Source organism: Rhizobacter sp. AJA081-3 (genome assembly GCF_017795745.1).
In the GTDB taxonomy this organism is placed as follows: domain Bacteria; phylum Pseudomonadota; class Gammaproteobacteria; order Burkholderiales; family Burkholderiaceae_C; genus Piscinibacter.
Map to the genome: position 1 here is coordinate 5,033,318 of NZ_CP059067.1, position 22,707 is coordinate 5,056,024.

At 70.7% G+C, this 22,707-nt stretch carries 24 protein-coding genes; 3 read left to right on the top strand and 21 right to left on the bottom strand.

Features of this window, described 5'->3' with window-relative positions; all coding sequences use genetic code 11:
* Positions 1–7: 7 nt before the first annotated feature.
* The 19 genes from HZ992_RS23770 to HZ992_RS23860 form a co-directional block, all read right to left on the bottom strand.
* Positions 8–1,021: an ABC transporter ATP-binding protein gene (locus tag HZ992_RS23770; protein ID WP_209384302.1), complete on the bottom strand. Its 1,014-nt coding sequence runs from the start codon at positions 1,019–1,021 to the stop codon at positions 8–10.
* On the bottom strand, positions 1,014–2,039 hold the full coding sequence (locus HZ992_RS23775; protein WP_209384303.1) for an ABC transporter ATP-binding protein: 1,026 nt from the start codon (positions 2,037–2,039) through the stop codon (positions 1,014–1,016). The genes HZ992_RS23770 and HZ992_RS23775 overlap by 8 nt, the downstream gene beginning before the upstream one ends.
* Positions 2,036–2,884 (bottom strand): ABC transporter permease, encoded by an 849-nt coding sequence (locus HZ992_RS23780; RefSeq protein ID WP_209384304.1) that lies wholly within the window; start codon positions 2,882–2,884, stop codon positions 2,036–2,038. The genes HZ992_RS23775 and HZ992_RS23780 overlap by 4 nt, the downstream gene beginning before the upstream one ends.
* The gene (locus tag HZ992_RS23785) at positions 2,881–3,897 is read right to left on the bottom strand and encodes an ABC transporter permease (RefSeq protein WP_209384305.1); all 1,017 of its coding nucleotides are present in this window, start codon (positions 3,895–3,897) and stop codon (positions 2,881–2,883) included. Before HZ992_RS23785 ends, HZ992_RS23780 begins: the two co-directional genes overlap by 4 nt.
* 1 nt (position 3,898) lies before the next feature.
* Positions 3,899–4,561, bottom strand: coding sequence for a cysteine hydrolase family protein (locus HZ992_RS23790; protein ID WP_209384306.1), 663 nt, complete (start codon positions 4,559–4,561; stop codon positions 3,899–3,901).
* Positions 4,561–6,186, bottom strand: coding sequence for an ABC transporter ATP-binding protein (locus HZ992_RS23795; RefSeq protein ID WP_209384307.1), 1,626 nt, complete (start codon positions 6,184–6,186; stop codon positions 4,561–4,563). Before HZ992_RS23795 ends, HZ992_RS23790 begins: the two co-directional genes overlap by 1 nt.
* Before the next feature lie 4 nt (positions 6,187–6,190).
* Positions 6,191–6,886, bottom strand: a complete 696-nt coding sequence (locus HZ992_RS23800; protein WP_209384308.1) for a biuret amidohydrolase — start codon at positions 6,884–6,886, stop codon at positions 6,191–6,193.
* Between the two features lie 12 nt (positions 6,887–6,898).
* Complete coding sequence (locus tag HZ992_RS23805) at positions 6,899–7,825, bottom strand: ABC transporter permease (protein ID WP_209384309.1); 927 nt, start codon at positions 7,823–7,825, stop codon at positions 6,899–6,901.
* Positions 7,822–8,922 carry an ABC transporter permease gene (locus tag HZ992_RS23810; protein WP_209384310.1) on the bottom strand — a complete coding sequence of 367 codons (1,101 nt, stop codon included), beginning with the start codon at positions 8,920–8,922 and terminating at the stop codon, positions 7,822–7,824. Before HZ992_RS23810 ends, HZ992_RS23805 begins: the two co-directional genes overlap by 4 nt.
* A gap of 13 nt (positions 8,923–8,935) precedes the next feature.
* Complete coding sequence (locus HZ992_RS23815) at positions 8,936–10,066, bottom strand: BMP family ABC transporter substrate-binding protein (protein WP_209384311.1); 1,131 nt, start codon at positions 10,064–10,066, stop codon at positions 8,936–8,938.
* Between the two features lie 14 nt (positions 10,067–10,080).
* Entirely contained in the window at positions 10,081–10,482 is a 402-nt protein-coding gene (gene hpxZ, locus HZ992_RS23820) for an oxalurate catabolism protein HpxZ (RefSeq protein WP_209384312.1), read from the bottom strand.
* A 7-nt stretch (positions 10,483–10,489) separates the two neighbouring features.
* Positions 10,490–11,875, bottom strand: a complete 1,386-nt coding sequence (locus HZ992_RS23825; protein WP_209384313.1) for an AtzE family amidohydrolase — start codon at positions 11,873–11,875, stop codon at positions 10,490–10,492.
* Complete coding sequence (locus HZ992_RS23830) at positions 11,872–12,084, bottom strand: DUF4089 domain-containing protein (RefSeq protein ID WP_209384314.1); 213 nt, start codon at positions 12,082–12,084, stop codon at positions 11,872–11,874. Before HZ992_RS23830 ends, HZ992_RS23825 begins: the two co-directional genes overlap by 4 nt.
* Positions 12,085–12,087: 3 nt before the next feature.
* Positions 12,088–13,695 (bottom strand): ABC transporter substrate-binding protein, encoded by a 1,608-nt coding sequence (locus HZ992_RS23835; protein WP_209384315.1) that lies wholly within the window; start codon positions 13,693–13,695, stop codon positions 12,088–12,090.
* Positions 13,696–13,708: 13 nt separating this feature from the next.
* On the bottom strand, positions 13,709–15,589 hold the full coding sequence (gene atzF, locus HZ992_RS23840) for an allophanate hydrolase (RefSeq protein ID WP_209384316.1): 1,881 nt from the start codon (positions 15,587–15,589) through the stop codon (positions 13,709–13,711).
* Between the two features lie 275 nt (positions 15,590–15,864).
* A complete protein-coding gene (locus HZ992_RS23845) occupies positions 15,865–16,902 on the bottom strand; it encodes an alpha/beta hydrolase family protein (RefSeq protein ID WP_209384317.1) in 1,038 nt (345 codons plus the stop codon).
* Positions 16,903–17,014: 112 nt separating this feature from the next.
* Positions 17,015–17,245, bottom strand: coding sequence for a DUF2798 domain-containing protein (locus HZ992_RS23850; protein ID WP_209384318.1), 231 nt, complete (start codon positions 17,243–17,245; stop codon positions 17,015–17,017).
* 25 nt (positions 17,246–17,270) lie between these two features.
* Entirely contained in the window at positions 17,271–17,840 is a 570-nt protein-coding gene (locus HZ992_RS23855) for a flavodoxin family protein (RefSeq protein WP_209384319.1), read from the bottom strand.
* A gap of 58 nt (positions 17,841–17,898) precedes the next feature.
* On the bottom strand, positions 17,899–18,393 hold the full coding sequence (locus HZ992_RS23860) for a DUF2938 domain-containing protein (RefSeq protein ID WP_209384320.1): 495 nt from the start codon (positions 18,391–18,393) through the stop codon (positions 17,899–17,901).
* 84 nt (positions 18,394–18,477) lie between these two features.
* Here HZ992_RS23860 and HZ992_RS23865 point away from each other — a divergent pair, with 84 nt between their 5' ends.
* Positions 18,478–18,906: a helix-turn-helix domain-containing protein gene (locus tag HZ992_RS23865; protein WP_209384321.1), complete on the top strand. Its 429-nt coding sequence runs from the start codon at positions 18,478–18,480 to the stop codon at positions 18,904–18,906.
* Positions 18,907–18,931: 25 nt separating this feature from the next.
* Here HZ992_RS23865 and ubiA read toward each other — a convergent pair whose 3' ends face one another.
* Positions 18,932–19,804 carry a 4-hydroxybenzoate octaprenyltransferase gene (ubiA, locus tag HZ992_RS23870; RefSeq protein ID WP_209384322.1) on the bottom strand — a complete coding sequence of 291 codons (873 nt, stop codon included), beginning with the start codon at positions 19,802–19,804 and terminating at the stop codon, positions 18,932–18,934.
* 90 nt (positions 19,805–19,894) lie between these two features.
* On the opposite strand from ubiA, the gene HZ992_RS23875 reads away from it, so the two are divergent.
* Positions 19,895–20,293, top strand: coding sequence for an antitoxin Xre-like helix-turn-helix domain-containing protein (locus HZ992_RS23875; protein WP_209384323.1), 399 nt, complete (start codon positions 19,895–19,897; stop codon positions 20,291–20,293).
* Between the two features lie 10 nt (positions 20,294–20,303).
* Positions 20,304–21,005: an RES family NAD+ phosphorylase gene (locus HZ992_RS23880; protein ID WP_209384324.1), complete on the top strand. Its 702-nt coding sequence runs from the start codon at positions 20,304–20,306 to the stop codon at positions 21,003–21,005.
* 6 nt (positions 21,006–21,011) lie between these two features.
* Here HZ992_RS23880 and HZ992_RS23885 read toward each other — a convergent pair whose 3' ends face one another.
* The gene (locus HZ992_RS23885) at positions 21,012–22,649 is read right to left on the bottom strand and encodes a peptide chain release factor 3 (RefSeq protein ID WP_209384325.1); all 1,638 of its coding nucleotides are present in this window, start codon (positions 22,647–22,649) and stop codon (positions 21,012–21,014) included.
* Positions 22,650–22,707: the final 58 nt, after the last annotated feature.

Consider the following 22,707-nt stretch of genomic DNA (forward strand, 5'->3'; position numbering starts at 1 on the left):
GGCGAGTCTACGGCGCGAGCCGATCGATGAAATGGCAGGCCGCGAGCTGTGGCCCCACGGCACGCAACACCGGCGCCTCGCGGCCGCAACGGTCTTCGCCGCGCGGGCAGCGGCCATGGAAGCGGCAGGCCTGCGGCGAGGGGTCGATCGGGCTGGCCACCTCGCCGGAGAGCCTGATGCGCGGCCCCTGCCCCGGGATCGCCGACACCAGCGACTGCGTGTACGGATGCTTGGGCGAGCGGAACACCTGCTCCGACGGGCCGATCTCGACCAGCTTGCCCAGGTACATCACTGCCACGCGGTCGGTGAGCAGGCGCACCACGTTGAGGTCGTGCGACACGAACAGCAGGCTCAGCCCCAGCTCGGCGCGCAGCTGCTCGAGCAGCTGCAGCACCACCGCCTGCACCGAGACGTCGAGCGCGGCGGTGGGTTCGTCGAGGATGAGCAGCCGCGGCTTGACGGCGAGCGCCCGCGCGATGCCCACGCGCGCCTTCTGGCCGCCCGAGAGCTGGTGCGGGAAGCGCGACAGCAGCGCCGCCGGCAGGCCGACCTGCGCCGCCACCTCGTCGACGCGCGCGTCGGCCGCGCCACGCGCCAGCCCTGACAGCAAGGTCAGCGGTTCGCGGATCGCCTCGCGCGCGGTGAAGCGCGGATTCAGGCTGTCGGTCGGGTCCTGGAAGACCATCTGGATCGCGCTGCGCTGCGCCGCCTTGGCGAAACGCCGCGCCGGCACCGCGGCGAGGTCGACGCCTTCGAACACGATGCGGCCCTCGCTCGGGTCGAGCAGCCGTGCGATCAGGCGCACCAGCGTGCTCTTGCCACAACCGGACTCGCCAACCAGGCCGATGCTCTCGCCGGCCATCAGGCCGAGGTTGAGGTCGTCGACGGCATGCAACTGCTTGCCGCCGGCCACCGTGAAGCGCTTGTGCAGCCGCTCGATGGTCAGCAGCGGCGCGGCCGGCGGCACGAGCCTGTCGGGCGAGGGCGTGAAGCCGTTCATCAGCGGCGCGGCATCAAGCATGGCGAACACTCCCGCGCGAACGCGCCGGCGGCCCGAACAGCGGGTGCCAGCAGGCCGCGCTGTGCGGCGCCACGGGGTCGAGCGCGGGGCGCTCGTGCACGCACAGCTCGCTGCCTCGCTCGCAGCGCTCGACGAAGCGGCAGCCCGGCAGATCGTCGCGGCGCAGGTCGGGCAGGTTGCCCGGCACCGGCTTGAGCTCCTGCGCCGAGCGCGTCTTCTCGCCCGGCGTGGAGCTGAGCAGCCGCGCCGTGTAGGGGTGGCGCGCCTGCGTGAAGAGTGCGCGCGCCGGCGCGGCTTCCACCGCATGGCCGGCGTGCATGACGACGATGCGGTCGCAGTGGTCGGCGGCGAGCGCGAGGTCGTGGGTGATGAACAGCGTGGCCATCTGCCGTTCGCGCGCCAGCGAGGTGATGAGGTCCATCACGGCGGCCTGCGTGGTCACGTCCAGCCCGGTGGTGGGCTCGTCGGCGATCAGCAGCGCCGGCCGGCAGGCCAGCGCCAGCGCGATCATCACGCGCTGGCACATGCCGCCGGACATCTCGAAGGGGTAGGCGCCATGGCGGCGCTCGGGGTCGGAGATGGCCACCTCGCGCAACGCCTGCACGGCGCGCTCGCGCAGGCTCACGCCGAGGTTGGCGCCGCGGGCAGCCGCGTGGCGGCGCAGAACGTCTTCGATCTGCAGGCCGACGGGGCGGATCGGATTGAGCGCCGTGCGCGGGCTCTGGAAGATCATCGAGATCTCGCGGCCGCGCAGGTCGGCGAGCGTGCGTTCGTCGGCCTTGAGCAGGTCCAGCCCGCCGAACATCGCATTGCCGCTGGTGACCTTGGCGGCGCGGTCGGAGATGCCGAGCAGCGCATAGCTCAGCACCGACTTGCCCGAGCCGCTCTCGCCGACCAGGCCGACGATCTCGCCCTTGCGGATCTGCAGGTCGACGCCCTGCAGCGCATGCACGGTGCCGCTGCGCGTGCGGAACTCGAGGCCGAAGTCGGTGACATCGAGCAGGGGAGGCGCGCTCATGTCCGCCTCCGCGGATCGAAGATGTCGCGCAGCGCGTCCCCCAGCAGGTTGAAGGTGAACACCGCCAGCATCAGCACCGCGCCCGGGAAGAAGCTCACCCACCACTCGCCGGAGACGATGAACTGCGCGCCTTCGGCGACCAGGATGCCCCACTCCGGCGTCGGCGGCCGCACGCCCAGGCCGATGAAGGACAGACCGGCCGCGTTGAGGATCGCCCAGCCCATGTTCAGGCTCACCTGCACCATCGCCGGCGGCAGGATGTTGGGGAACAGGTGCACGGCGAGGATGCGCACGTCGCCGTTGCCCGACAGCCGCGCCGCCTCGATGAAGCCGGCGCCGCGCCGCACGTTGGCCTCGGCACGCGCCACGCGGATGTAGAAGGGCAGGTTGATGATCGCCGTGGCCAGCACGATGTTGCCCACTGTGTTGCCCATCGCCGCGACGATGCCCATCGCCAGCACGAAGAGCGGGAAGGCCATGATGGTGTCGGACACGCGGGTGATCGCCGTGTCCCACCAGCCGCCGAAGAAGCCGGCCGCCAGGCCCAGCGCGATGCCCAGCGCGAACGACAGCGCCACCGCCGAGATGGCGATGCCCAGGTCGAGCCGCGTCGCCACCAGCGTGCGCGAGAAGATGTCGCGGCCCAGCGCGTCGGTGCCGAACCAGTGTGCGCCCGAGGGCGGCTGCAGCGCCGCCGTGGCGTTGCTCGCCAGCGGGTCGTGCGGCACGATCGCCGGGCCGATGAGCGCGATCAGGATGAACAGCGCAAACAGCGCCGCCGCGGCCATCGTCACCGGGTTCTCGGAGAGCACGTGCCTGACGTGCTTGAGCGTCTCATTGCTCATGACCCCTCCAGCGTCACGCGCGGGTCGATCAGCGTGTAGAGCAGGTCCACCACCAGGTTGAGCAGCACGAACAGCACGCCCATCGCCAGCACGAAGCCCTGGATCGGCGCGTAGTCGCTCGCCGTCAACGCGTCGATCGCGTAGCTGCCCACGCCCGGCCAGCCGAATACCTTCTCGATGACCACGCTGGAGCCGAGCATGAAGCCGAACACCATGCCCAGCGTCGTCACCACCGGCAGCAGCGCATTGCGCAGCGCGTAGGTGACGAGCACCGTACTGCTCGTCAGGCCCGAGGCGCGCGCGGTGCGGATGAAGTCGCTGCCGAGCACCGAGAGCATCGAGGCGCGTGTCATGCGCGCGATCGGCGCGAGCACGAAGATCGCCATGGTCAGCGTCGGCAGGATCAGCTGCTTGAAGCTCGCCCACCATAGCGAGCCGTCGCCGATCAGCGCCGCGTCGATCAGGTAGAAGCCGCTGACCTGCGGCGGCGGCGAGAACATCGGGTCGAGCCGGCCCAGCGGCGAGGGCGCCCAGCCGAGCAGGAAGTAGAAGACGTAGGCCAGCACCAGCCCCGTGAAGAAGGTCGGCAGCGAGACGCCGGCGGTGGTGACCAGGCGGCACAGCTGGTCGATCCACGAGCCCGGCCGCGTGGCGGCGAGCACGCCCAGCGGCAGCGCGATCGCGCAGGCCAGCGCCAGCGCCAGCAGCACCATCTCGATCGACGCCGGCAGCCGCGTGATCAGCTCCTGCAGCACGGGTTGCCCGGTGGTGATGGACGTGCCGAGCTCGCCATGCGCCAGGTCGGCCACGTAGCGGAAGAACTGCTCGATCATCGGCTTGTCCAGGCCGAGCTGGGCGCGCACCTGGTCGACCGCTTCCTGCGTGGCCGCGCCGCCGGCGAAGTAGGCCGCCGGGTCGCCGGGCAGCGCGCGCGTGAGCAGGAAGGTCACGACGATCACGCCGGCCAGGTTGGGCAGGGCACCGAGCAGGCGCTTGGCGACGATCTTGAGCATCTCAGCGAAGCGCCGATTCGATGTCCGCGAGCGGTGCCGCCCAGCCGACGATGCCGCCCTGCGCCACCACCATCTCGATCACCGCGGCGTGGAACTGCGGGAAATAGCTCGCCGCACAGTCGGTGACAAGCAGGCATTCGTAGCCGCGGTCGTTGGCCTCGCGCATGGTGCTCTGCACGCAGACCTCGGTGGTCACGCCGCCGATCAGCAGATGCGTGATGCCCTGCGCATGCAGGATCGCGTCGAGGCTGGTGGCGTGGAAGGCGCCCTTGCCCGGCTTGCGCAGCACGATGTCGCCGGGTTGCGGCTGCAGCTCGGGCACGAAGCCCGCGCCCGGCTCGCCGGCCACCAGCACGCGGCCCAGCGGGCCAGGGTCGCCGATGCCGCAGCTCAAGGCGCCGCGCGCGCGCTTCGAGGGCGGGCAGTCGGCCAGCTGCGCGTCGTGCGCCTCCTGCGTGTGGATCACCGCCATGCCCTTTGCGCGCGCCAGCGCGAGCAGCCGCGCGCAGGCCGGCACGATGGGCCGCAGCAGCGAGACGTCGTTGCCCAGCATCGCGCCGAAGCCGCCGGGCTCGAGGAAGTCGCGCTGCATGTCGATCATCAGCACGGCGGTGTGCGCCGGCTCGAACGGGAAGTCGTAGGGGCGGGCGTGCACGGTCGGCATCAGGCGGCCCTCACGTGAAGCGCTTGCGGCTGGGTGTCGGAGTGCGCACCCGCGTGCATGTCGCCGGCCATCGCGCGGCCGATGCTGCCGATGTCGGCGTTCGCCGTCGGCGACTCGAGCGCGATGTGGCCGTGCGAGAGCACCAGCAGCCGCGAGGCGAGTGCGAGCAGCTCGTCCAGATCCTCGCTGACCAGCAGCACGCCGGCGCCGCCGTCGCGCGCTGCACGCAGCCGCGCATGGATCTCGGCGGTGGCCTGGAAGTCCAGGCCGAAGCAGGGGTTGGCGACGATCAGCAGGCGCGGGCTCTCCGCGAGTTCCCGCGCCAGCACGGCGCGCTGCACGTTGCCGCCGGAGAGCGTCTCGATCGGCGCGTCCGGCCCCGGCGTCTTCACGCGGTAGGCCTCGATCTGCGCGAGCGCCTGCGTGCGCATGGCCGGGCGCGACAGCAGCGCGCCGCGCGCCAGCGGCGGCCGGTCGAAGTTGCGCAGCGCCAGGTTCTCGGCCACCGTGAGCTTGCCGACGCAGCCGTTGTGCAGCGGCTCCTCGGGCAGGCTGCGCACGCCGAAGCGCTGCATCTGCGAGCGGGTCGGCCGGTAGGGCTGGCCGTCGATGCGCACTTCGCCACCGTCGATCGGCATCGCGCCGGTGAGCGCGGCCACCAGCTCGCGCTGGCCGTTGCCCGACACGCCGGCCACGCCGACGATCTCGCCGGCGCGCACCGTCAAGGACAGGCCGTCGACGGCGCGCCGGCCTTCGCTGCCGAGCACCGTGAGCCCGTGCACGTCCAGGCGCGGCACCGTGTCCTGCGCCACCGGCGGCGGGCTGGGCGCGCGGCCCGAGGTGGAGGCAGGCAAGGCCGTCGCGTCGGTGGCCACGCCCATCATCCAGCCGGCCAGCTCGTCGCGCGAGGTCGCTTCGACGCGGGCCGCGCCGGTGCGCCGGCCGCGGCGCAGCACCGTCACCTCGTCGCAGAAGCCGAACACCTCGCGGAATTTGTGCGTGATGATCAGCACCGACAGGATGCCGTCGCGGCACATCGTCTTGACGCGGCCGAGCACCTCGTCGGCCTCCTGCGGCGTGAGCACCGAGGTCGGCTCGTCGAGCACCAGGAAGCGCCGCTTCGCGTACAGCGCCTTGAGGATCTCCAGCTTCTGCTTCTCGCCCGCCGCGAGCTCGGCCACGCGCGCATCGAGCGAGAGCGGGAACGGCGCGCTGCGCATGAACTCCGCCAGCGTCGCGCGTTCGGCCTTCCAGTCGATGAAGGCGCCGAGGTCGCGTTGCGCCAGCGCCAGGTTCTCGGCCACCGTCATGCCCGGCACCACGGTGAAGTGCTGGAAGATCATGCCCAGGCCGAGCGCGGCGGCGTCGCGCGGGCTGGCGATGCTGCGCTCGCGGCCGTCGACCATCACGCTGCCGGTGTCGGGCTGGTAGAAGCCGATCAGCGACTTCACCAGCGTCGACTTGCCGGCGCCGTTCTCGCCGAGCAGGGCGTGGAAGGAGCCGGCCTCCACCGTCATCGACACGTCGTCGAGCGCCTGCAGCGCGCCGAAGCGCTTGCTGAAGTTGAGCATCTCGACCTTGGCCGCGCCTGTCGGCTCGATCTGGCGAGGGATCAGTTCGCTCATGGTTTCAGCCCAGCGCCGCGAGGATGGTCGCCGATGCGGCCACCGCGCCGAACACGCCGCCCTGCATCGTCACCATCTTCAGCGCCGCCTCGTGGTTGCCGCGGTCGGTGGCGCCGGTGCCGTCGCTGACGATCAGGCACTCGAAGCCGCGGTCGTTGGCCTCGCGCATCGTCGTGTGCACGCACACGTCGGTGGTGATGCCAGTGAGGATGAGGTTGCGGATGCCTCGCGTGTGCAGGATCAGCTCGAGGTCGGTGGCGCAGAAGGAGCCCTTGCCGGGCTTGTCGATCACCGGCTCGCCTTCGATCGGCGCGAGCTCATCGATGATCTGCCAGCCCGGCTCGCCGCGCACCAGGATGCGGCCGCAAGGGCCGGGGTCGCCGATGCCCACGCCGTTGGCGCCGATCTGCCGCGAGCGCCAGCGCTTGTTGGCCGGCAGGTCCGCGAGGTCGGGCCGGTGGCCCTCGCGGGTGTGGATGACGTGCATGCCGAGCGCGCGGGCCTTCGTGAGCAAGGCCTGGATCGGGCCGATCGGCGCGCGCGTCATCGACAGGTCGTAGCCCATGCGGTCGACGTAGCCGCCGATGCCGCAGAAGTCGGTCTGCATGTCGATGATGACCAGCGCGGTGTTCGCCGGCGTCCAGTCGCCGTCGAAGGGCCAGGCGTAGGGGTTCGCGTCGACGGTGGCGAAGGGCTTCATCGGATTCGCTCCTCAGCGGTTCAGCGAGAGTTCGCCCGGCGCGCCGTGGCTCGGGCCCGGCTTGCCCAGGCCGATCAGCACGGCCAGCGTCAGCGCATAGGGCAGCGCGGCGAGCAGGTAGTAGCCCTGGCTGTAGCCCAGCGCCTGCAGCGCCGGGCTGATGGCGCTGGCACCGCCGAACAGCAGCCCGGCGAGCACGCAGCGCCGCGGGTCCCAGCGCGCGAAGATGACCAGCGCCACCGCCATCACGCCCTGCCCGCTGGACAGCGCCTCGCTCCAGGCGCCGGGGTAGACCAGCGACAGCGACGCGCCACCCACGCCGGCACAGGCGCCGCCGAAGGCGGTGGCGGCGATGCGGTAGGCGGTGGGCGAGAGGCCGAAGGCCCGCGCCGCGTTCTCGCTGTCGCCAACCACGCGCAGGCGCAGGCCGAAGCGCGTGCGGCCCAGCGCCCAGTGCGTGGCGAAGGCGAGCACGAGCCCGATGGCGAACAGCGGGTTGATGGCCAGCGAGGCCTTCACCGCTGCGACATCCGACCAGCCGCCCAGCGCGATGGCCGGCAGGCCCGGCGCGCTCGGCTGGATCAGCGGCTTGCCGAGCCAGAAGGCGAGGCCCGAGCCGGCGAGCATCAACGCGATGCCCATGGCGGTGTCGTTGACGCGGTTCAGGCTGCACAGCGCGCCGTGCAGCATGCCCAGCAGCACACCCACGCCGGCGGCGGCCAGGCAGCCGAGCCAGGGGTTGCCGCTGGCCAGCGACACCGCGAAGGCCGTCATCGCGCCCATCAGCAGCGTGCCTTCGAGGCCGAGATTGATGCGGCCGGCCTTCTCGGTGACCGTTTCGCCCAGGCTCACCCAGAGCAGCGGCGTGCCCACGCGGATCGCGCCGCCGAGGATGGCCAGCGGCACGCCCCACCACCCCAGTGCGCTGGCATCGGTCATTTGGAAGCCTTGAAGAATTGCCGACCGCGCAGCGTCTCGCAGGCGATCAGCGCGACGAAGGCGAAGCCGAGCAGCACCGTCACCGCGGCGTCGGGCAGGCCCAGGCGCCGCTGCAGCAAGCTGCCGCTGGCGGCGATGCCGCCCACGAGAATGGCCACCGGCACCACGCCGGCCGGCGAGAAGCGCGCCGCGAAGGCGATCAGGATGCCGGTGTAGCCGTAGCCGGCGATCAGCGAGGCGTTGGCCGCGCCGTGCACGGCCGCCACTTCCACCGCGCCGGCCAGGCCCGCGCAGGCGCCGCCGGCCGCGCAGGCGCCGATCGTGAGCTTCACCACGGGCAGGCCGACGCCGAGCGCGGTGCGCGCATTGCCACCGGCAACGCGCAGCGCCAGGCCGAGCGGCGTGAAGCGCATGACGGCCCAGGCGGCCAGCGCGACGAGCAGGCCGAGCAGCAGGCCGTAGTGCACGTCCAGCCCCGGCATGGTCGGCAGGAGCAGCGCGTCGGGCAGCGGTTTCGTCGAGGGCTTGTTCAGGCTCGCCGGATCGCGCAGCACCGTCTCCACGCACTGGTTGAACAGCGCGATGGCGATGAAGGACATCAACAGCGAGGCGATCGTCTCGTTGACCTCGCGCTTCTCGCGCAGCAGCCCGACCAGGCCGATCCAGATGCCGCCCGCCAGCGCCCCGGCAATGGCCATCGCCGGCCACACCAGCCAGGCCCCGGCCTGCGCCGAGGCGAGCACATTGCCGAATGCCGCGGCCGCCAGCCCCCCGAGCACCAGCGCGCCTTCGTTGCCGATGATCACGCGCCCGGCCTGCGCCGGCAGCGCCACCGCCAGGCCGGTGAGGATCAGCGGCGCGGCGCGCTGCAGCGTGTTCTGCCATGCGAACGCGTCGCCGAAGCCGCCGAGCACGATCAGCCCCCACACCTCGAAGGCGTTGAAACCGGCCAGCGCGACGGCGGCCGAGAACAGCAGCACCGTCAGCACCAGCGCGGCGGCGGCCGGCACCAGCGACTCGGCCAGCGCGCGCCACTTCAGCGCCGCGGCCGAGGGCTCGGCCGCCGGCATGCCGGCCGGGACGGGGATGCTGCTCATGGCGTGGCGCCAGTCAGCCGGGGATCGAGCCGATGACGCCTTCCACCAGGTAGTTCATCTTCTCGAGCTCGGCATCGAACTGGTCGAGGTTCTTGCCGGCCGGGATGACCACCGCGCCCTTGTTGTCCTTCAGGCCGCCCTTGAAGATCGCGTAGCCGCCCTTGACCATCAGCGCCTTGATCTCGTCGGCCTTGGCCTTGGCGGCCGCACCCACCGCGGCGCCGTAGGGTGACATCTTCACGTAGCCGTCCTTCAGGCCGCCGCGCAGGAAGTTGGGCATCGGCGCGCCGCTCTGTGCCGCCTTGATCTGCGCGTTGTAGGGCGTGGCCCAGTCCCACTCGGCGCCGGTCAGGTAGCCCTTCGGTGCCAGCGCGGCCTGGCTGGCGTGGTAGCCGCTGGAGAACACGCCGCGCTTCTCTGCTGTCTCGACGATCACCTTCGGGCTGTCGACGTGGCAGGTCAGCACATCCACGCCCTGGTCGATCAGGCTCGTCGAGGCTTCGGCCTCCTTGACCGGCATCGACCATTCGCCGGTGAAGATCACCCGCGTGGTGATGCTCGGGTCGACCGAGCGCGCGCCCATCGTGAAGGCGTTGATGTTGCGCAGCACCTGCGGGATCGGCTTGGCGGCGATGAAGCCGAGCTTCTTCGTCTTGCTGGTGTAGCCCGCCACGATGCCGGCGAGGTACTGGCATTCGTCGATGTAGCCGAAGTAGCTGCCGGTGTTGGCCGGGTGCTTGCCCTGGGTCCACATGCCGCCGCAATGCGCGAAGCGCACCTTGGGGTACTTCTCCGCCATCTTCAGCATGTGCGGGTCGAAGTAGCCGAATGAGGTCGGGAAGATCAGCGAGGCCTTGTCCTGGTTGATCATGGCCTCCATGGTCTTCTGCACCGATGCGGTCTCGGGCACGTTCTCTTCCTCGACCACCTTCACGCCGGGCAGCTTCTTGATCGCCGCGGCGGCCTGAGCCTGCGCCTGGTTGTAGCCGAAGTCGCCGCGCGGGCCGACGTAGATCACGCCGACGACGATCGGCGTCTGCGCGAGCGCCTCGCGCAGCGCACCGGGCAGCACGAGCGAGCCGGCGCCGAGGGCGGAGCCGGCGAGCAGTCGGCGGCGCAGCGCATCGTGGGTGGGTTGGTCCATGGGGTTCTCCTCGTTCAGGGTGGGGTGGGGGTGGACTTCGGCAACAGGCTCACGTGGGCGGCCACGACGCGCCAGCCGCCATGGCCGGGCGCGGCGGTGCGCACCCAGGTCTGGCTCTGGCGGCCGCTCACGGCGGGACGGGCGAACTCGGTCATCGCGGTGGCGACATCGCGGCCGAAGGTGGTGATGACGGTGTGGCGCAGCTCGCGCGCCAGGCCGACCGGCGAGCGCGCGTTGCGGAAGGCGCGGATCGCCTCGATGCCGACCAGGTTCTCGCCGACGCCGTAGCGCACGGTGTGCGGAGAGTCCCAGAAGAGCTGGTCGAGCAGCGTCACGTCGTTGCTCGTCAGCGCCTGCTCGTACAGCGCGAACACGGCGCTGACTTCGGCGTGGATGTCGGGCAGGTTGATGTCCATGCGCGGCTCAGTTCAAGGCGGCCACGGGGGCGGTGGCCAGGCCCTGGGCCTCGAGCTCGGCGGCCACGCGCAGCGCCAGGTCCTCGCGCCAGGGCGCGGCGATCACCTGCACGCCGATGGGCAGGTGCGGCGCTGCCGGGTTGCAGCCCCACAGCGGCACGGTGACCACCGGCAGGCCGATGCAGGAGATGGGCTGCGTCAGCAGGCCCATGCTCGCGCGCGCCGGCAGGCGCTGGCCGTTGATCTCCAGCCACTCGGTGCCGATGACCGGGGCGACACAGGGCGTGGCGGGCGCGAGCAGCACGTCGACCGTCTCGAAGGCGCGCGCCAGCTGCCGCGCGAAGACGTGGCGCACCCGCTGCGCCTGCGCGATCCAGGCGGCGGGCAGCAGCGCGCCGGCGAGGAAGCGGTCGCGCGACAGTGGCTCGAAATCCTGCGCGCGTGTCTTCAGGTCGGCCAGGTGCAGCGTCGAGCTCTCGGCGTTGGTGATCAGGAAGGCGGCGGCGCGCGCGCGGTCGACGTCGTGCAGCTCGACCAGGCGCGTGGTGCCCAGCGCCTGCGCGACGGCATCGACGGCGGCCAGCGCCTCGGGCATCGCCATCTCGCGGAACCAGCCGCCGAGCACGGCGATGCGCAATCCGTCGGCGCGGCCGCCGAGCAGCTCGCGCGTCGGCTCGGGTGGGCGCTGCGCGCAGGCCGGGTCGTCCGGCGCGGGGCCTTGCATCGCGTCGTAGGCGAAGGCGAGGTCGGCGACGCTGCGCGCGAAGGGGCCGAGGTGGTCGAGGCTGGCGACGAAGGGGTAGCTGCCCAGCCGCGGCAGGCGGCCGTAGGTGGGCTTGAGGCCGAACACGCCGCACAGCGACGAGGGCACGCGGATCGAGCCGTTGGTGTCGGAGCCGAGCGTGATCGGCACCTGCCCCGCCGCCACTGCCGCGCCGGAGCCGCCGGAAGAGCCACCCGAGATGCGCGTCAGGTCGTGCGGGTTGCGCGTCGGCCCGTAGTGGGTGTTCTCGGTGGTGAAGCCGTAGGCGTACTCGTCCATGTTGAGCGCGCCGACGAGGATGGCGCCGGCCGCTTCCATGCGGCGCACCAGCAGCGCGTCGCGCGAGGCCGGCGCGGCATCGCGTTCGATCTTCGAGCCGGCCAGCGTGGGCAGGCCGGCGATGTCGAACAGGTTCTTTACCGCGAAGGGCACGCCGGCCAGCGACAGCTCGGCGCGGCGCGTGTGCTTGTCGATCTGCCCGGCGCGCTTGAGCGCGCGCTCGGCGAGCACGGCGGTGAAGGCGTTCACCTTGGGATCGGTGGCGTAGATCAGCGCCAGGCTGGACTGCACGACGCTGCTGGCCGAGAGTTCGCCGGAGCGCACCTTCGCGGCGATCTCGACGGCCTTCATGCCAGCGGCCCCCGCGGCGACACCGGCACGAACACGGCGCCGGATTCGTCTTCGACGCCGAGCTCCTGCCCCATCACGCGCTCGGCCATGGCGGCGGCCAGCGTCACGAAGGCGATCACGCCGGGCTTGTGCTCGGTGGCGATGCGCAGGCCGAGCGCGGCGGCGTTGGCCTGCACCATCGCCTCGATCTGAGCGGGCGTGAGGCTCATGGCTCAGGCCTTCGACAGCTGCCGGTAGTCCGGCTGCAGGTGGAACCAGTACATGTAGCCCTGCACGTCCTTCTGCATGGCCACGTCCATGGTCGGCTGGAACAGCGGCACGCGCGGCACCTCGTCGAAGGCGATCTGCACCATGTCCTTCACGAAGGAGTCGTACAGCGTCTTGCTCTCGGCGAAGCGCGCGTTGGTGATGATCTTGTCGAGCTTGGCGTTCTGGTAGCTCATGGTGTTGAACACGGCGTTCTGCCCGTGGTAGCACCAGAAGAAGAAGTACTCGGGGAAGTCCAGCCAGCCGCCGAAGCGGTTGATGATCAGCGGCATGTCCTTCTTCAGCAGCGCCGAGCGCCAGGTGGCGCCGGGGATCTTGTTGATCTGCGTCTTGATGCCGATCGCGGCCAGCGACTCCTGGATGAGGATCGCCATCGGCTCGCTGATCGTGCCGCTGCCCAGATCGAAGCTCAGCGTGGTCTCGAAGCCGGCACTGGCGCCGGCCTCGGCCATCAGCGCCTTGGCCTTCGCGAGGTCGGTCTTGTAGCCGGTGGGCTGCGGCCACGCAGTGCTGGTGACCTGCATCGACGGGGCGCCGTACAGCTTGATGGCGCGGCCGTACAGCGCGTTCTCGTAGAGCTTGTCGTAGGGCAGCGCCAGCGCCACGGCCTGGCGCACCTTCGGGTTGTCGAAGGGTGCCTTGGTGGTGTTCATGCCGAGGTAGAACATCGCGTTCTCGATCGGCGTGCTGCTCACCTTCACCGCCGCGCCCTCCTTCGACAGCTCGGAGAAGTCCTTCGGCGGCAGGTCGTAGGTGATGTCGATGTCGCCCTTGACGAGCAAGGCGCGGCGGTTGCCGGCGTTGGGCACCTCGCGCTGCACGATGCGGCGCAGCTTCGGCAGCGGGCCGCTCTTCCACTCGTCGAAGCGCACGTAGACGATTTCCTGCCCGGGGCGGAAGGCCTCCACCTTGTACGCGCCGCCGCCGGCGGTGTTGTTGCGCGTCCAGACCAGGCCCCAGGGGTCGGCGGCGGTGGCGTTCTTCTTCACCAGCTCGCTGTTGAAGATCGACGGCACCGGCACCGCCAGGTCGTTCATCGTCAGCTTGTCCTTGCGCAGGAACTTGACGGTGAAGGTGTGGTCGTCCACCACGACGAACTGCTCGGGCTTCTCCAGCGAGCCGGCGGCCATCTGGAAGGTCGGGAAGCCGCCCACCGTGACGGCGCGGTCGAAGCTCCACTTGACGTCTTTCGCGGTCACTGGCGTGCCGTCGTGGAACTTGGCGTTCTTGCGCAGCTTGAAGGTCACCGAGCCGCCGTCGGGCGCCATCTGCCAGCTCTCGGCGAGCTCGGGCTCGAGCTTGTTGCGGTCGTAGACGACGCGGCCGTCGGGCAGCGTCTTCTTGCCGTAGCTCATCAGCCGGTCGTAGCAGATCCAGCTCACGCCGTAGCTCGCGCGATTCGCGCCGACGGTGTGGATGTCCAGCGAGTTGGGGCCGAACTCGTTGGCGACGATGAGCACGTCCTTCGGGCGCGCCTGTGCGCGGGCGGCCAGCGGCAGCGCGCCGAGCGCGGCAGCGGCGCTGCCCGATTGAATGAAACGACGACGGTCCATCGAAGACTCCGGTTCAGTGCAGGGAAGCGAGGTAGGCGCGCCAGCCGCCGAAGCCGCTGACGTCGGGCGCTGCGGCGACGGCGTGCGCCTCGCACAGGAAGCCGTGCACGCGCCGCCCGTCGGCCAGTTCGATCGAGCCCAGCCCCAGCGGCGCGGGGATCAATGCAAGAAAGCTGCCCACCGCCGATTGCGGCATCGCCCAGACCTCGAGTGCGATGGCGTGGCCGGCGGCCTCGTCGCGCACCAGGCCGGGTTTGGGCGGCACCGTGCCGGGCAGCGCGTGCAGGCGATAGCGCGGTGCGGTGGTGGTGGCTTCGATCAGCGTGGCGCCGCGTTCGATCAGCTGCCCGTTCAGCGGCAGGCCCGAGAGGTGCGCGCCGACCACGGCGATCGGCAGCAGCCGCTCGTGTCGCGGCCACAGCGTGGGCGTGGCCGCTGGCAGCGAAGGCACCCTGCTGGCGGCGCCCATCGGCAGTGCGGCGGCGGCCTGCCAGCCGCGGGCGAAGCGCGCCAGCGCAGCGTCGTGCCGCGGCGGCGCGATGAAGGTCACGCCGAAGGGCAGGTGCGCCGTCGTGGTGCCGCTGGGCACCGCGATCGCGCACCAGTCGAGCAGGTTGACGAAGTTGGTGTAGCGGCCGAGCTGCGAGTTCAAGCCGATCGGGTCGGCGTCGATGTCGGCGAAGCGCGGGTGGCCGGTGGTGGTGGGCACCATCAGCACATCGCAGCCGGCCCACACCGCGGCAGCCTGCAGCGCCAGCTCGCGCAGCCGGTACTGCGCGACGAAGGCGTCGGTGGCGCTCATGTCGAGCGCGCGCGAGATCACGCGGCGCACCGTGTCGTCGAAGGCCTCGGGCTGGCGCGCCAGCAGCGTGCGCACGGCGGCGTGGCGCTCGGCCACCCAGGGGCCGTCGTAGAGCAGCGCGGCGACCTCGTGCAGCGGCGAGAAGTCGATCGGCACCACGCGGTGGCCGAGCGACCCGAGCCGCTCCAGCGCTGACGGCCACGCGCTGACGTAGGCGGCGTCGCCGAAGAACTCGGGCTGCGCGGGCACGCCGATGCTTAGCGCCGGCGCGTAGGCGGCCGGGCCGGGCGCGAAGCGGCTGTAGGCGTCGGCGGGGTCGGCGCCTTCGATGACGGCGAGCACGCCGGCGGCGTCGTCCACCGTCTGCGCGAAGATCGACACGCAGTCGAGGCTGCGGCAGGCCGGCACCACGCCGGCGGTGCTGGTGCGCCCCGGTGTCGGCTTGAGGCCGACGATCTGGTTGAAGCCGGCCGGCACGCGGCCCGAGCCGGCCGTGTCGGTGCCCAGCGAGAACGGCACGTCGCCGCGCGCGACCAGCACCGCCGAGCCGGCGCTGGAGCCGCCGCTGATGCGCTCGGGCGCCAGCGCGCTGGCCGGGCGGCCGTAGGGCGAGCGGGTACCGACCAGGCCGGTGGCGAACTGGTCGAGGTTGGTCTTGGCGATCCAGACGGCGCCGGCGGCCTCCAGCCGCTGGACAACGGTGGCGCTGCGCTCTGCGCGGTGCGCGAAGGCCGGGCAGGCAGCGGTGGTCTCGATGCCAGCGATGTCGATGTTGTCTTTCACTGCGAAGGGCACGCCGAACAGCGGCAGCGCGGCCAGCAGCGCGGCGCGGTCGGCATGTTTCGCGGCGGCGGCATCCAGCGCGGCCAGGCGCGCCTGCAGTTCGGCGTCGCTGATCAGGCGGATCACCGCCACGTCATGCGTGCGCGCCGCCAACCGGCCGCGCAGCGAGCCCAGCAGCGCGGCCGGCGAAGCACCGTCGCGGTAGGCCTGCAGCCAATCGGGGAGCGTGAGGGGCGTGACGGGGGTCGGGATCACGGTTTCGGTGCACCTGCTGGTATACAAGCAGGGATTCAGCAGAAACCGTGCCATGGCCTGGCCGGGCCGTGGCCTCCTGGGAACGGCGGATCAGCCGGTCGCGCTGCCCGTCAGCGGCTGATTCGAGGCGGTGCGCCGCGCGCCGAAACGGGGCGATGGCCCAGGCGGCCATGCAATGCAAACGACTCGCCCACCGGCCATCGGCCGGTCGCCGCTGCGGACAGGCTGCGCCCCTTGAGTTCTTGCTGGCCGCTGGCGCCTGAGTCCGTCAGCCAGGCGCTGATTCGCGTGCCCGGGAAGTCATGGCGCGTGAGTGCGCCGGTCGGCCTTCAGTGCCATTGATCGGCGAAGAAGCCGGCCACTTGGTTCGCCAGCTCGGGCAAGAAGGCGACGCGGTCGAAGCCGACTGGATTGGCCGCCGCGTCACCTGCCGCCGAGGGCAGCGGGAAGGTCGGTTGCGCCATGAAGGCAAAGTGCCCTGCGCCGGCCACCGTGCTGGCCTGAGTTCGGGCCAGGCTGGCGACGACATATCCGCCGTGGTACCTGCTGTTGAGCACCACATCCTGCTCGGCCACGATGACGCGAACGGGCACCGTGACGGCCGCAAGGCTCTCGGGCGTGAACACCACGGCCATGGGTGCCATCGCGACCACGGCGCGGATGCGGCGGTCCGGCACCGAGACCGGTCGTGCGTCCGGCGGGGGGGCGCTGGCGGCGGGTGCAGCCTGCACCCCGGTGGCCTCGGTGACTGCCGAGCCCTTCGCGAGGGAGCAGTAGCCCGGATCATCTTGCACGGTCCGGCAATGCCGCGCCGAGCGCTGGGCATCGGCCTGCGCACCCACCAACGCCAGTACGCTGTAGCCGCCGGCGGAATGGCCCACCGCGCCGATGCGTTCGGTCGGGATGCGCGGCCCCCATTCGGGGCTCGCCAGCAGCGCATCCAGCACGCGACTGATCTGGAGCGGCCGCTCGCTGAAATAGCGGCCCGATGTGACGAGCGAACGGTCCTTCCAGTTGTCGCCCGCATGTCGCACGGCCGCCACCAGGTAGCCGTCGCGGGCGAGCCGGGTGCCAAGGTCGTGGTGGTTGAGCTCCGTGCCTCCCGTGCCGTGTGAGATCAGGATCAGTCCCTTGAGCTTGGCATCGGAGACCGGTGCCCCCGGGGCCACGACGGGCAGCCAGGGCCCCATCGGCACGACGCGGTCGGCCACGGCGGTGGGATAGAACAAGGCCACGGTGGTGGGAGCGTCACCGGCGATCGTGAGCGTGCGGTAGCCCGCATGCTGCGCGCGCGCAGGCCCGGCCAGGGACAGCAGCACGGCGGTGACGAGCGCGACAGGTTGCAGAACGGTGCGGAACAGAGTCATCTGGTTCTTTCGGGAGCCGATGGGGTAACGGCATGCGCAGACTCTGGGGCCGCGACCCGGACTCGTCCATGGCCCTGCGACGAAATGCCTGAGGGCGGCGCGAGTCGCTGTTTCAAGGCCGCTTGTCGACGAGCGCGGCAACCGTTCGGCGCGCGAGCGGCGCGACGATCAGCACGACGGGGAAGGCCACCAGCCAGGCGGTCAACCAGGCGCCGGTCCACATGCCGGCATAGCCATCGCTGAAGCCGACGGCGCGGTAGGTCGAGATGCCGGAAACCAGCAGGGACATCAGCCCCGACAGAATCAGGCCGAAGAGTGCAGGTGCACAGGACTTGGGAAGCATGAGGAAGCTCCTGAAAGTGGCGCGTCTACGCGGGGACCATCACACGGTTCAGGCTCTCGGCGAAGTGGCGGCCGAACATCCTGGCTGTCTTGACGTCACCCGGCACGAACGAGTCCGCCGGCGCCGAGTGACCGGCCTGGGCCATCAGGCCCGACCACGATCCGAGCCGGTTCGCGGCCTCGTCGTACGGCACGCCGTTGTGCTGCTCGGGCAGGATGGGGTTGCCGACCCACAGCATCCCGTGCTGCATGGCGAAGACGAACATCGACAGCAGCGTCGACTGCTTGTCGCCGGCGGGAAGCGACGACACAGTGAACCCCGCGGCGAGCTTGCCCTTGAGTTGCTGGGTGCGCCACAGACGACCCGTGGCGTCCATGAAGGACTTGAACGGGCCGGAGACGCCGCCGAGGTAGGTCGGCGAGCCCAGGATGAGTCCGTCGTACTCGACGAGCTCGTCCGGCGTGCGGGCGATGTCCTCGGCCTTGACTAGGTGGGCCTCGACGTCTTCGACCTGCCGGGTGCCGACGAGCACCTGACGCGCGATGAACTCGGTGTGCCCGTGGGCGCTGTGATAGATGATGGCAAGTTTGCTCATGACATGGACTCCAGAGGGGTTGCAGGATTTCTCGGGGTGGTGCATCGGGGTCGGCCGCTCACCTGGCGGCCTGCGCCAGAGCGGAGGCCGCCAGGTACAGGCCTGCGCCGAACGCCGTGTGATGGGTCAGGTTGCGCAGGCAGTTCTTCAGCGGCGCTGGCGTCTTCGACGCCAGAAAGCCCGAACCCATGGCCGGCTGCATCACGAACCAGGGCGCCGCCACGGTCACCACACCAAAAGCCACGGCAGGCAGCAGCGTCGGCTGCTCGAGCCACGCAGTGCCCTGGACGGCAACCAGGACCGCCGCGTAGGCGATGCCGATGACGTAGTGAGTCAGCCATCCCAGGCCGAGCTCGAACGGGACGGGTGCCGCCTTCGAGATGACTGCATGGGCGAACTGACCACGTGCGAAGTGACCAACCCAGCGCCCCACCATGGCGAAGCCGGTGCTGGGTACGCCCAAGCGCGCCAGGAGCAGCAGCCAGACGTCCATGGCGGCCGTGGCGCCGATTCCGACCAGGGCGATTTGTCCGAAGGTGTGGAACGAGGGCATTGGAGTCTCCGTGAAGCGATTGACTCTTCGATGTCTTGAAGGCAGCATAGAAGTTGAAGTCAACTTCAAGTCAAGCGGTTTCTCATGGACATCTCGGAAGTCGCCAAGAAGTCGGGTGTGGCCGCATCGGCGCTGCGGTACTACGAACGCAAGGGCCTCATCCGCTCGCTGGAATCGGACGGCGCCCGGCGCAAGTTCTCGCCCGCGGTGCTGGACCAGCTGGCGCTCATCGCTCTGGGGCAGGCGGCCGGGTTCTCGCTGGACGAGATTCGGGTGATGTTCACTCCCGGCGGTGAGCTGAACATCGACCGCGCGATGCTTGCGTCCAAGGCCGATGAGCTCGAGCGAATGGTCAAGCGGCTGAAGGCGATGATCGAGGGCCTGCGGCACGCCGTGGCATGTCCCGCGCCGAGCCATGCGGCCTGCCCTTCATTCCAGCGGCTGCTGAAGGCCGCCTCGGCCGGGGCGCTGGAGAATCGACAGCGGCGCCTCGTGCCCCCGAGAAGCAGGTGAACCGGGCCGCCGCCCGGCCAGCCGCTCAGCGCATCGACAGGTCAACCACGACGCCGGCGAACACCGCGAAGCCGACCCAGTGGTTGAGACGGAAGGCGCGGAAGCAGCCGTCACGCGAGCGGCCGCGGATCAGCGTGTAGTGCCACAGCGCGATGGCCGTGGCCACGGCGAGGCCGGCGAAGTAGGGCCAGCGCATCGCCAGGCCCGCGCCCAGCGCGGCCCAGATCGCCAGGTAGGCGGCGTAGAAGGCCATCACGCCGGCTACGTCGAAGCGGCCCAGCGTGATCGCCGAGGTGCGGATGCCGATCTTCAGGTCATCGTCGCGATCGACCATGGCGTACTCGGTGTCGTAGGCGAGCACCCAGAACAGGTTGCCGATCAGCAGCCACCAGGCCAGCGCCGGCACCTCGCCGCGCACCGCGGCGAAGGCCATCGGGATGCCGAAGCTGAAGGCCACGCCGAGCACCGCCTGCGGCATCGAGAAGAAGCGCTTGGTGAAGGGGTAGAAGATCGACACCGCCAGCGCCACCACGCTCCAGGCGATGGTGGCGAGGTTGGTGGTCAGCACCAGCAGGAAGGCCGTGAACGCGAGCACGGCGCCGAAGCGCAGCGCCTCCTGTGGGCTCAGCGCGCCGCTGGTCACCGGGCGCTGCGCGGTGCGCTTGACGTGGCGGTCGAAATCGCGGTCGGCGACGTCGTTGACCGCGCAGCCGGCGCTGCGCATCAGGAAGGTGCCGAGGACGAACACGATCAGCAGGTGCCAGCCCGGGAAGCCGCCGGCGGCGATCCACAGCGCCGCGAGCGTAGGCCACAGCAGCAGGTAGCTGCCGGCCGGGCGGTCCCAGCGGATCAGGTGCAGGTAGAGCGCCAGACGAGAGGGCGCCGCGAGCGTGTTCATGGCGAGATTGTGCTGCGGCGCACGCCGGCTTCGGCCGCATTGGCCCTTCCCTTGCACATGAACGAGAACAGGACTATTCTTTCATCTGAAATGAGCGCCCTGCACAGCCCCTCCCGCCGAAACGCCCCTCGAGGCGGTACCGATTCCGCCGCCGTACTGGCCACGGCCACGCAGCGTGCCGCCGCCCTGCTGGGCCTCAGCGGTGCCGGCCTGGCGCGCATCCTCGGCGTCAGCGAGGCCACGGTGTCGCGCATCGGGCGCGGCGAACGCGGCCTGCCGCCGGATTCGAAGGAAGGCGAACTGGCCCTGCTGCTGGTGCGCCTGTACCGCTCGCTCGACGCGCTGGTCGGCAACGACGAGGCGCGGCGCCTGGCCTGGATGCGCAGCCACAACGACGCGTTGAACGGCGTGCCCGCCACGCTGGTGCTCAGTGCGCAGGGGCTGGTGGCCGCGGTCGCCTACCTCGACGCGATGCGCGCGCCGATCTGACCCGTTTCTCATGCAGCCCTGGCGCGACGAGTGGTTCGCTGACGGCGTGCGGCCGGCCTCGGCCCTGCTGTGGCGCGGCGTGGAAGCGCAGCACAAGGTGGCCACGATGAGGCTGGTCGACAGCCTGGACGACCAGGCCGAACTCGAGCGCCTGCTCGAAGCCAGCAAGCCGCCACTGCCGCCGGCCGCGCAAGGCCTCCACTACCTGCTGTCCACGCCCTTTCGCTACCGCTCGCCACACCCCTCGCGCTTTCGCGCCGGCACCGACGCGGGTGTCTGGTACGGTGCCAAGGAACGCGAGACCGCCTGCACCGAGGTCGGCTACTGGCGCTGGCGCTTCCTGATGGACAGCGCCGGCCTGCGCGAAGGCGAGCTGGTCACCGAGCACACCTTCTTCCAGGCCCAGGCGCGCGGGCCGGCGGTCGACCTGACACGCGAGCCCTGGTCACGCGGGGCCGAAGCCTGGAAGCAGCGCAACGACTACGCGCCCTGCCAGGCGCTGGCGCGGGCCGTGCGCGCGCACGGCAAGGCGCAGTGGATCCGCTATGAATCCGTGCGCCGGCCGGGCGGCTTGTGCGGCGCGGTGCTGGCGCCGCAGGCGCTGAGCCTGCCCGCGGCGCACCGGCTGGAGACCTGGGTGTGCAAGGTGAACGCGAAGCAGGCCTTGATGCTGCACGACGAGGACCGCGTGACGGTCCCCATCGAAGCCTGAACGAGATCAGCCCTCCAGCTGCTTCTGGAAGACGAGTCCCGCGTGCTCGCGCAGCGCGTGGAACTTGATCTTCGGCCAGTTCTCCTGCATCGCGCGCAGCTCGCCCGCGTACTCGAGCAGCACGCAGGGCGCGTTGACGGCGTCGTGCGCCACGCGGTGCGAGTTGCCGTCGATGAAACGCTTGAGTTCGCGCTCGTCGGCAGCAGGCCCCTCGCCCGTCTCGCAGGTCACCCAGCGCGCCACGTTGTAGCGCGCCGGCGTGATGCGCGCCTTCACGCCGTACTCGTGCTCGAGCCGGTGCGCCACCACCTCGAACTGCAGCTGGCCCACCGCGCCGAGCAGCAGCAACGTGCCGGCCATCGGGCGGAACACCTGGATCGCGCCCTCCTCGCCAAGCTGCGTCAGGCCGGCGCGCAGCTGCTTGGTCTTCAGCGGGTCGGCCACCTCGACGGTGCGGAACATCTCCGGCGCGAAGAAGGGCAGCCCGGTGAACTGCAGGCTCTCGCCTTCGGTGAGCGTGTCGCCGAGCTGCAGCACGCCGTGGTTCGGGATGCCGATGATGTCGCCGGCGAAGGCTTCGTCGAGCAGCTCGCGCCGCTGCGACAGGAACGACACCACGGTGTTCGGCCGCAGCTCCTTGCCCGAACGCACCACCTTCAGCCGCATGCCGCGTTCGAAGTGGCCCGAGGCCACCCGCACGAAGGCGATGCGGTCGCGGTGCGCCGGGTCCATGTTGGCCTGGATCTTGAAGACCACGCCGGTGAACTTGGGCTCGTCGGGGTGCACCACGCGCTGGATCGAACTGCGGTCGCCCGGCGAGGGCGCCAGGTCGACGAGTGCATCGAGCACTTCCTGCACGCCGAAGTTGTTGATCGCCGAGCCGAAGAACATCGGCGTCTGGTGGCCTTCGAGGAACTGCTCCTCGTCGAACGAGGGCGCGGCTTCCCGCACCAGTTCCACTTCGTTGGCGGCCTGCTCGTAGGCGGCGCCGAAGCGCTCCATCAGCGCCGGGTTCGAGAGGCCGTCGACGATCTCGTCGCCGCCTTCCTTCACCCGATCTTCGCCGGGTGAGAAAACGCGCATCTGGTTCTTGCGCAGGTCGAGCACACCGCCGAACAGCTTGCCCATGCCCACCGGCCAGGTGAAGGGCACCACGCTCATGCCGAGTTCGCGCTCGATCTCGTCCATCAGCGCCAGCGGCTCCTGCACCTCGCGGTCCATCTTGTTGACGAAGGTGAGGATGGGCGTGTTGCGCGCGCGGCAGACCTGCAGCAGCCGCCGCGTCTGCGGCTCCACGCCGTTGGCCGCGTCGATGACCATCAGCGCCGCGTCCACCGCGGTGAGCACGCGGTAGGTGTCTTCGGAGAAGTCCTGGTGGCCCGGCGTGTCCAGCAGGTTGATGACGCAGTCTCGGTACTCCATCTGCATGACGGACGAGGCCACCGAGATGCCGCGCTGCTTCTCGATCTCCATCCAGTCCGAGGTCGCATGGCGCGTGGCCTTGCGCGCCTTCACCGAGCCGGCGATCTGGATCGCGCCGGAGAACAGCAGCAGCTTCTCGGTCAGCGTGGTCTTGCCCGCGTCGGGGTGCGAAATGATGGCGAAGGTGCGGCGGCGCCGCACCTGGGGCGTGAGTTCGGACATGGGGTGCGGCCAGAAGGGGCGGCCGCCTCGTGAATCGACAGGAAGGAGCGGCGATTAT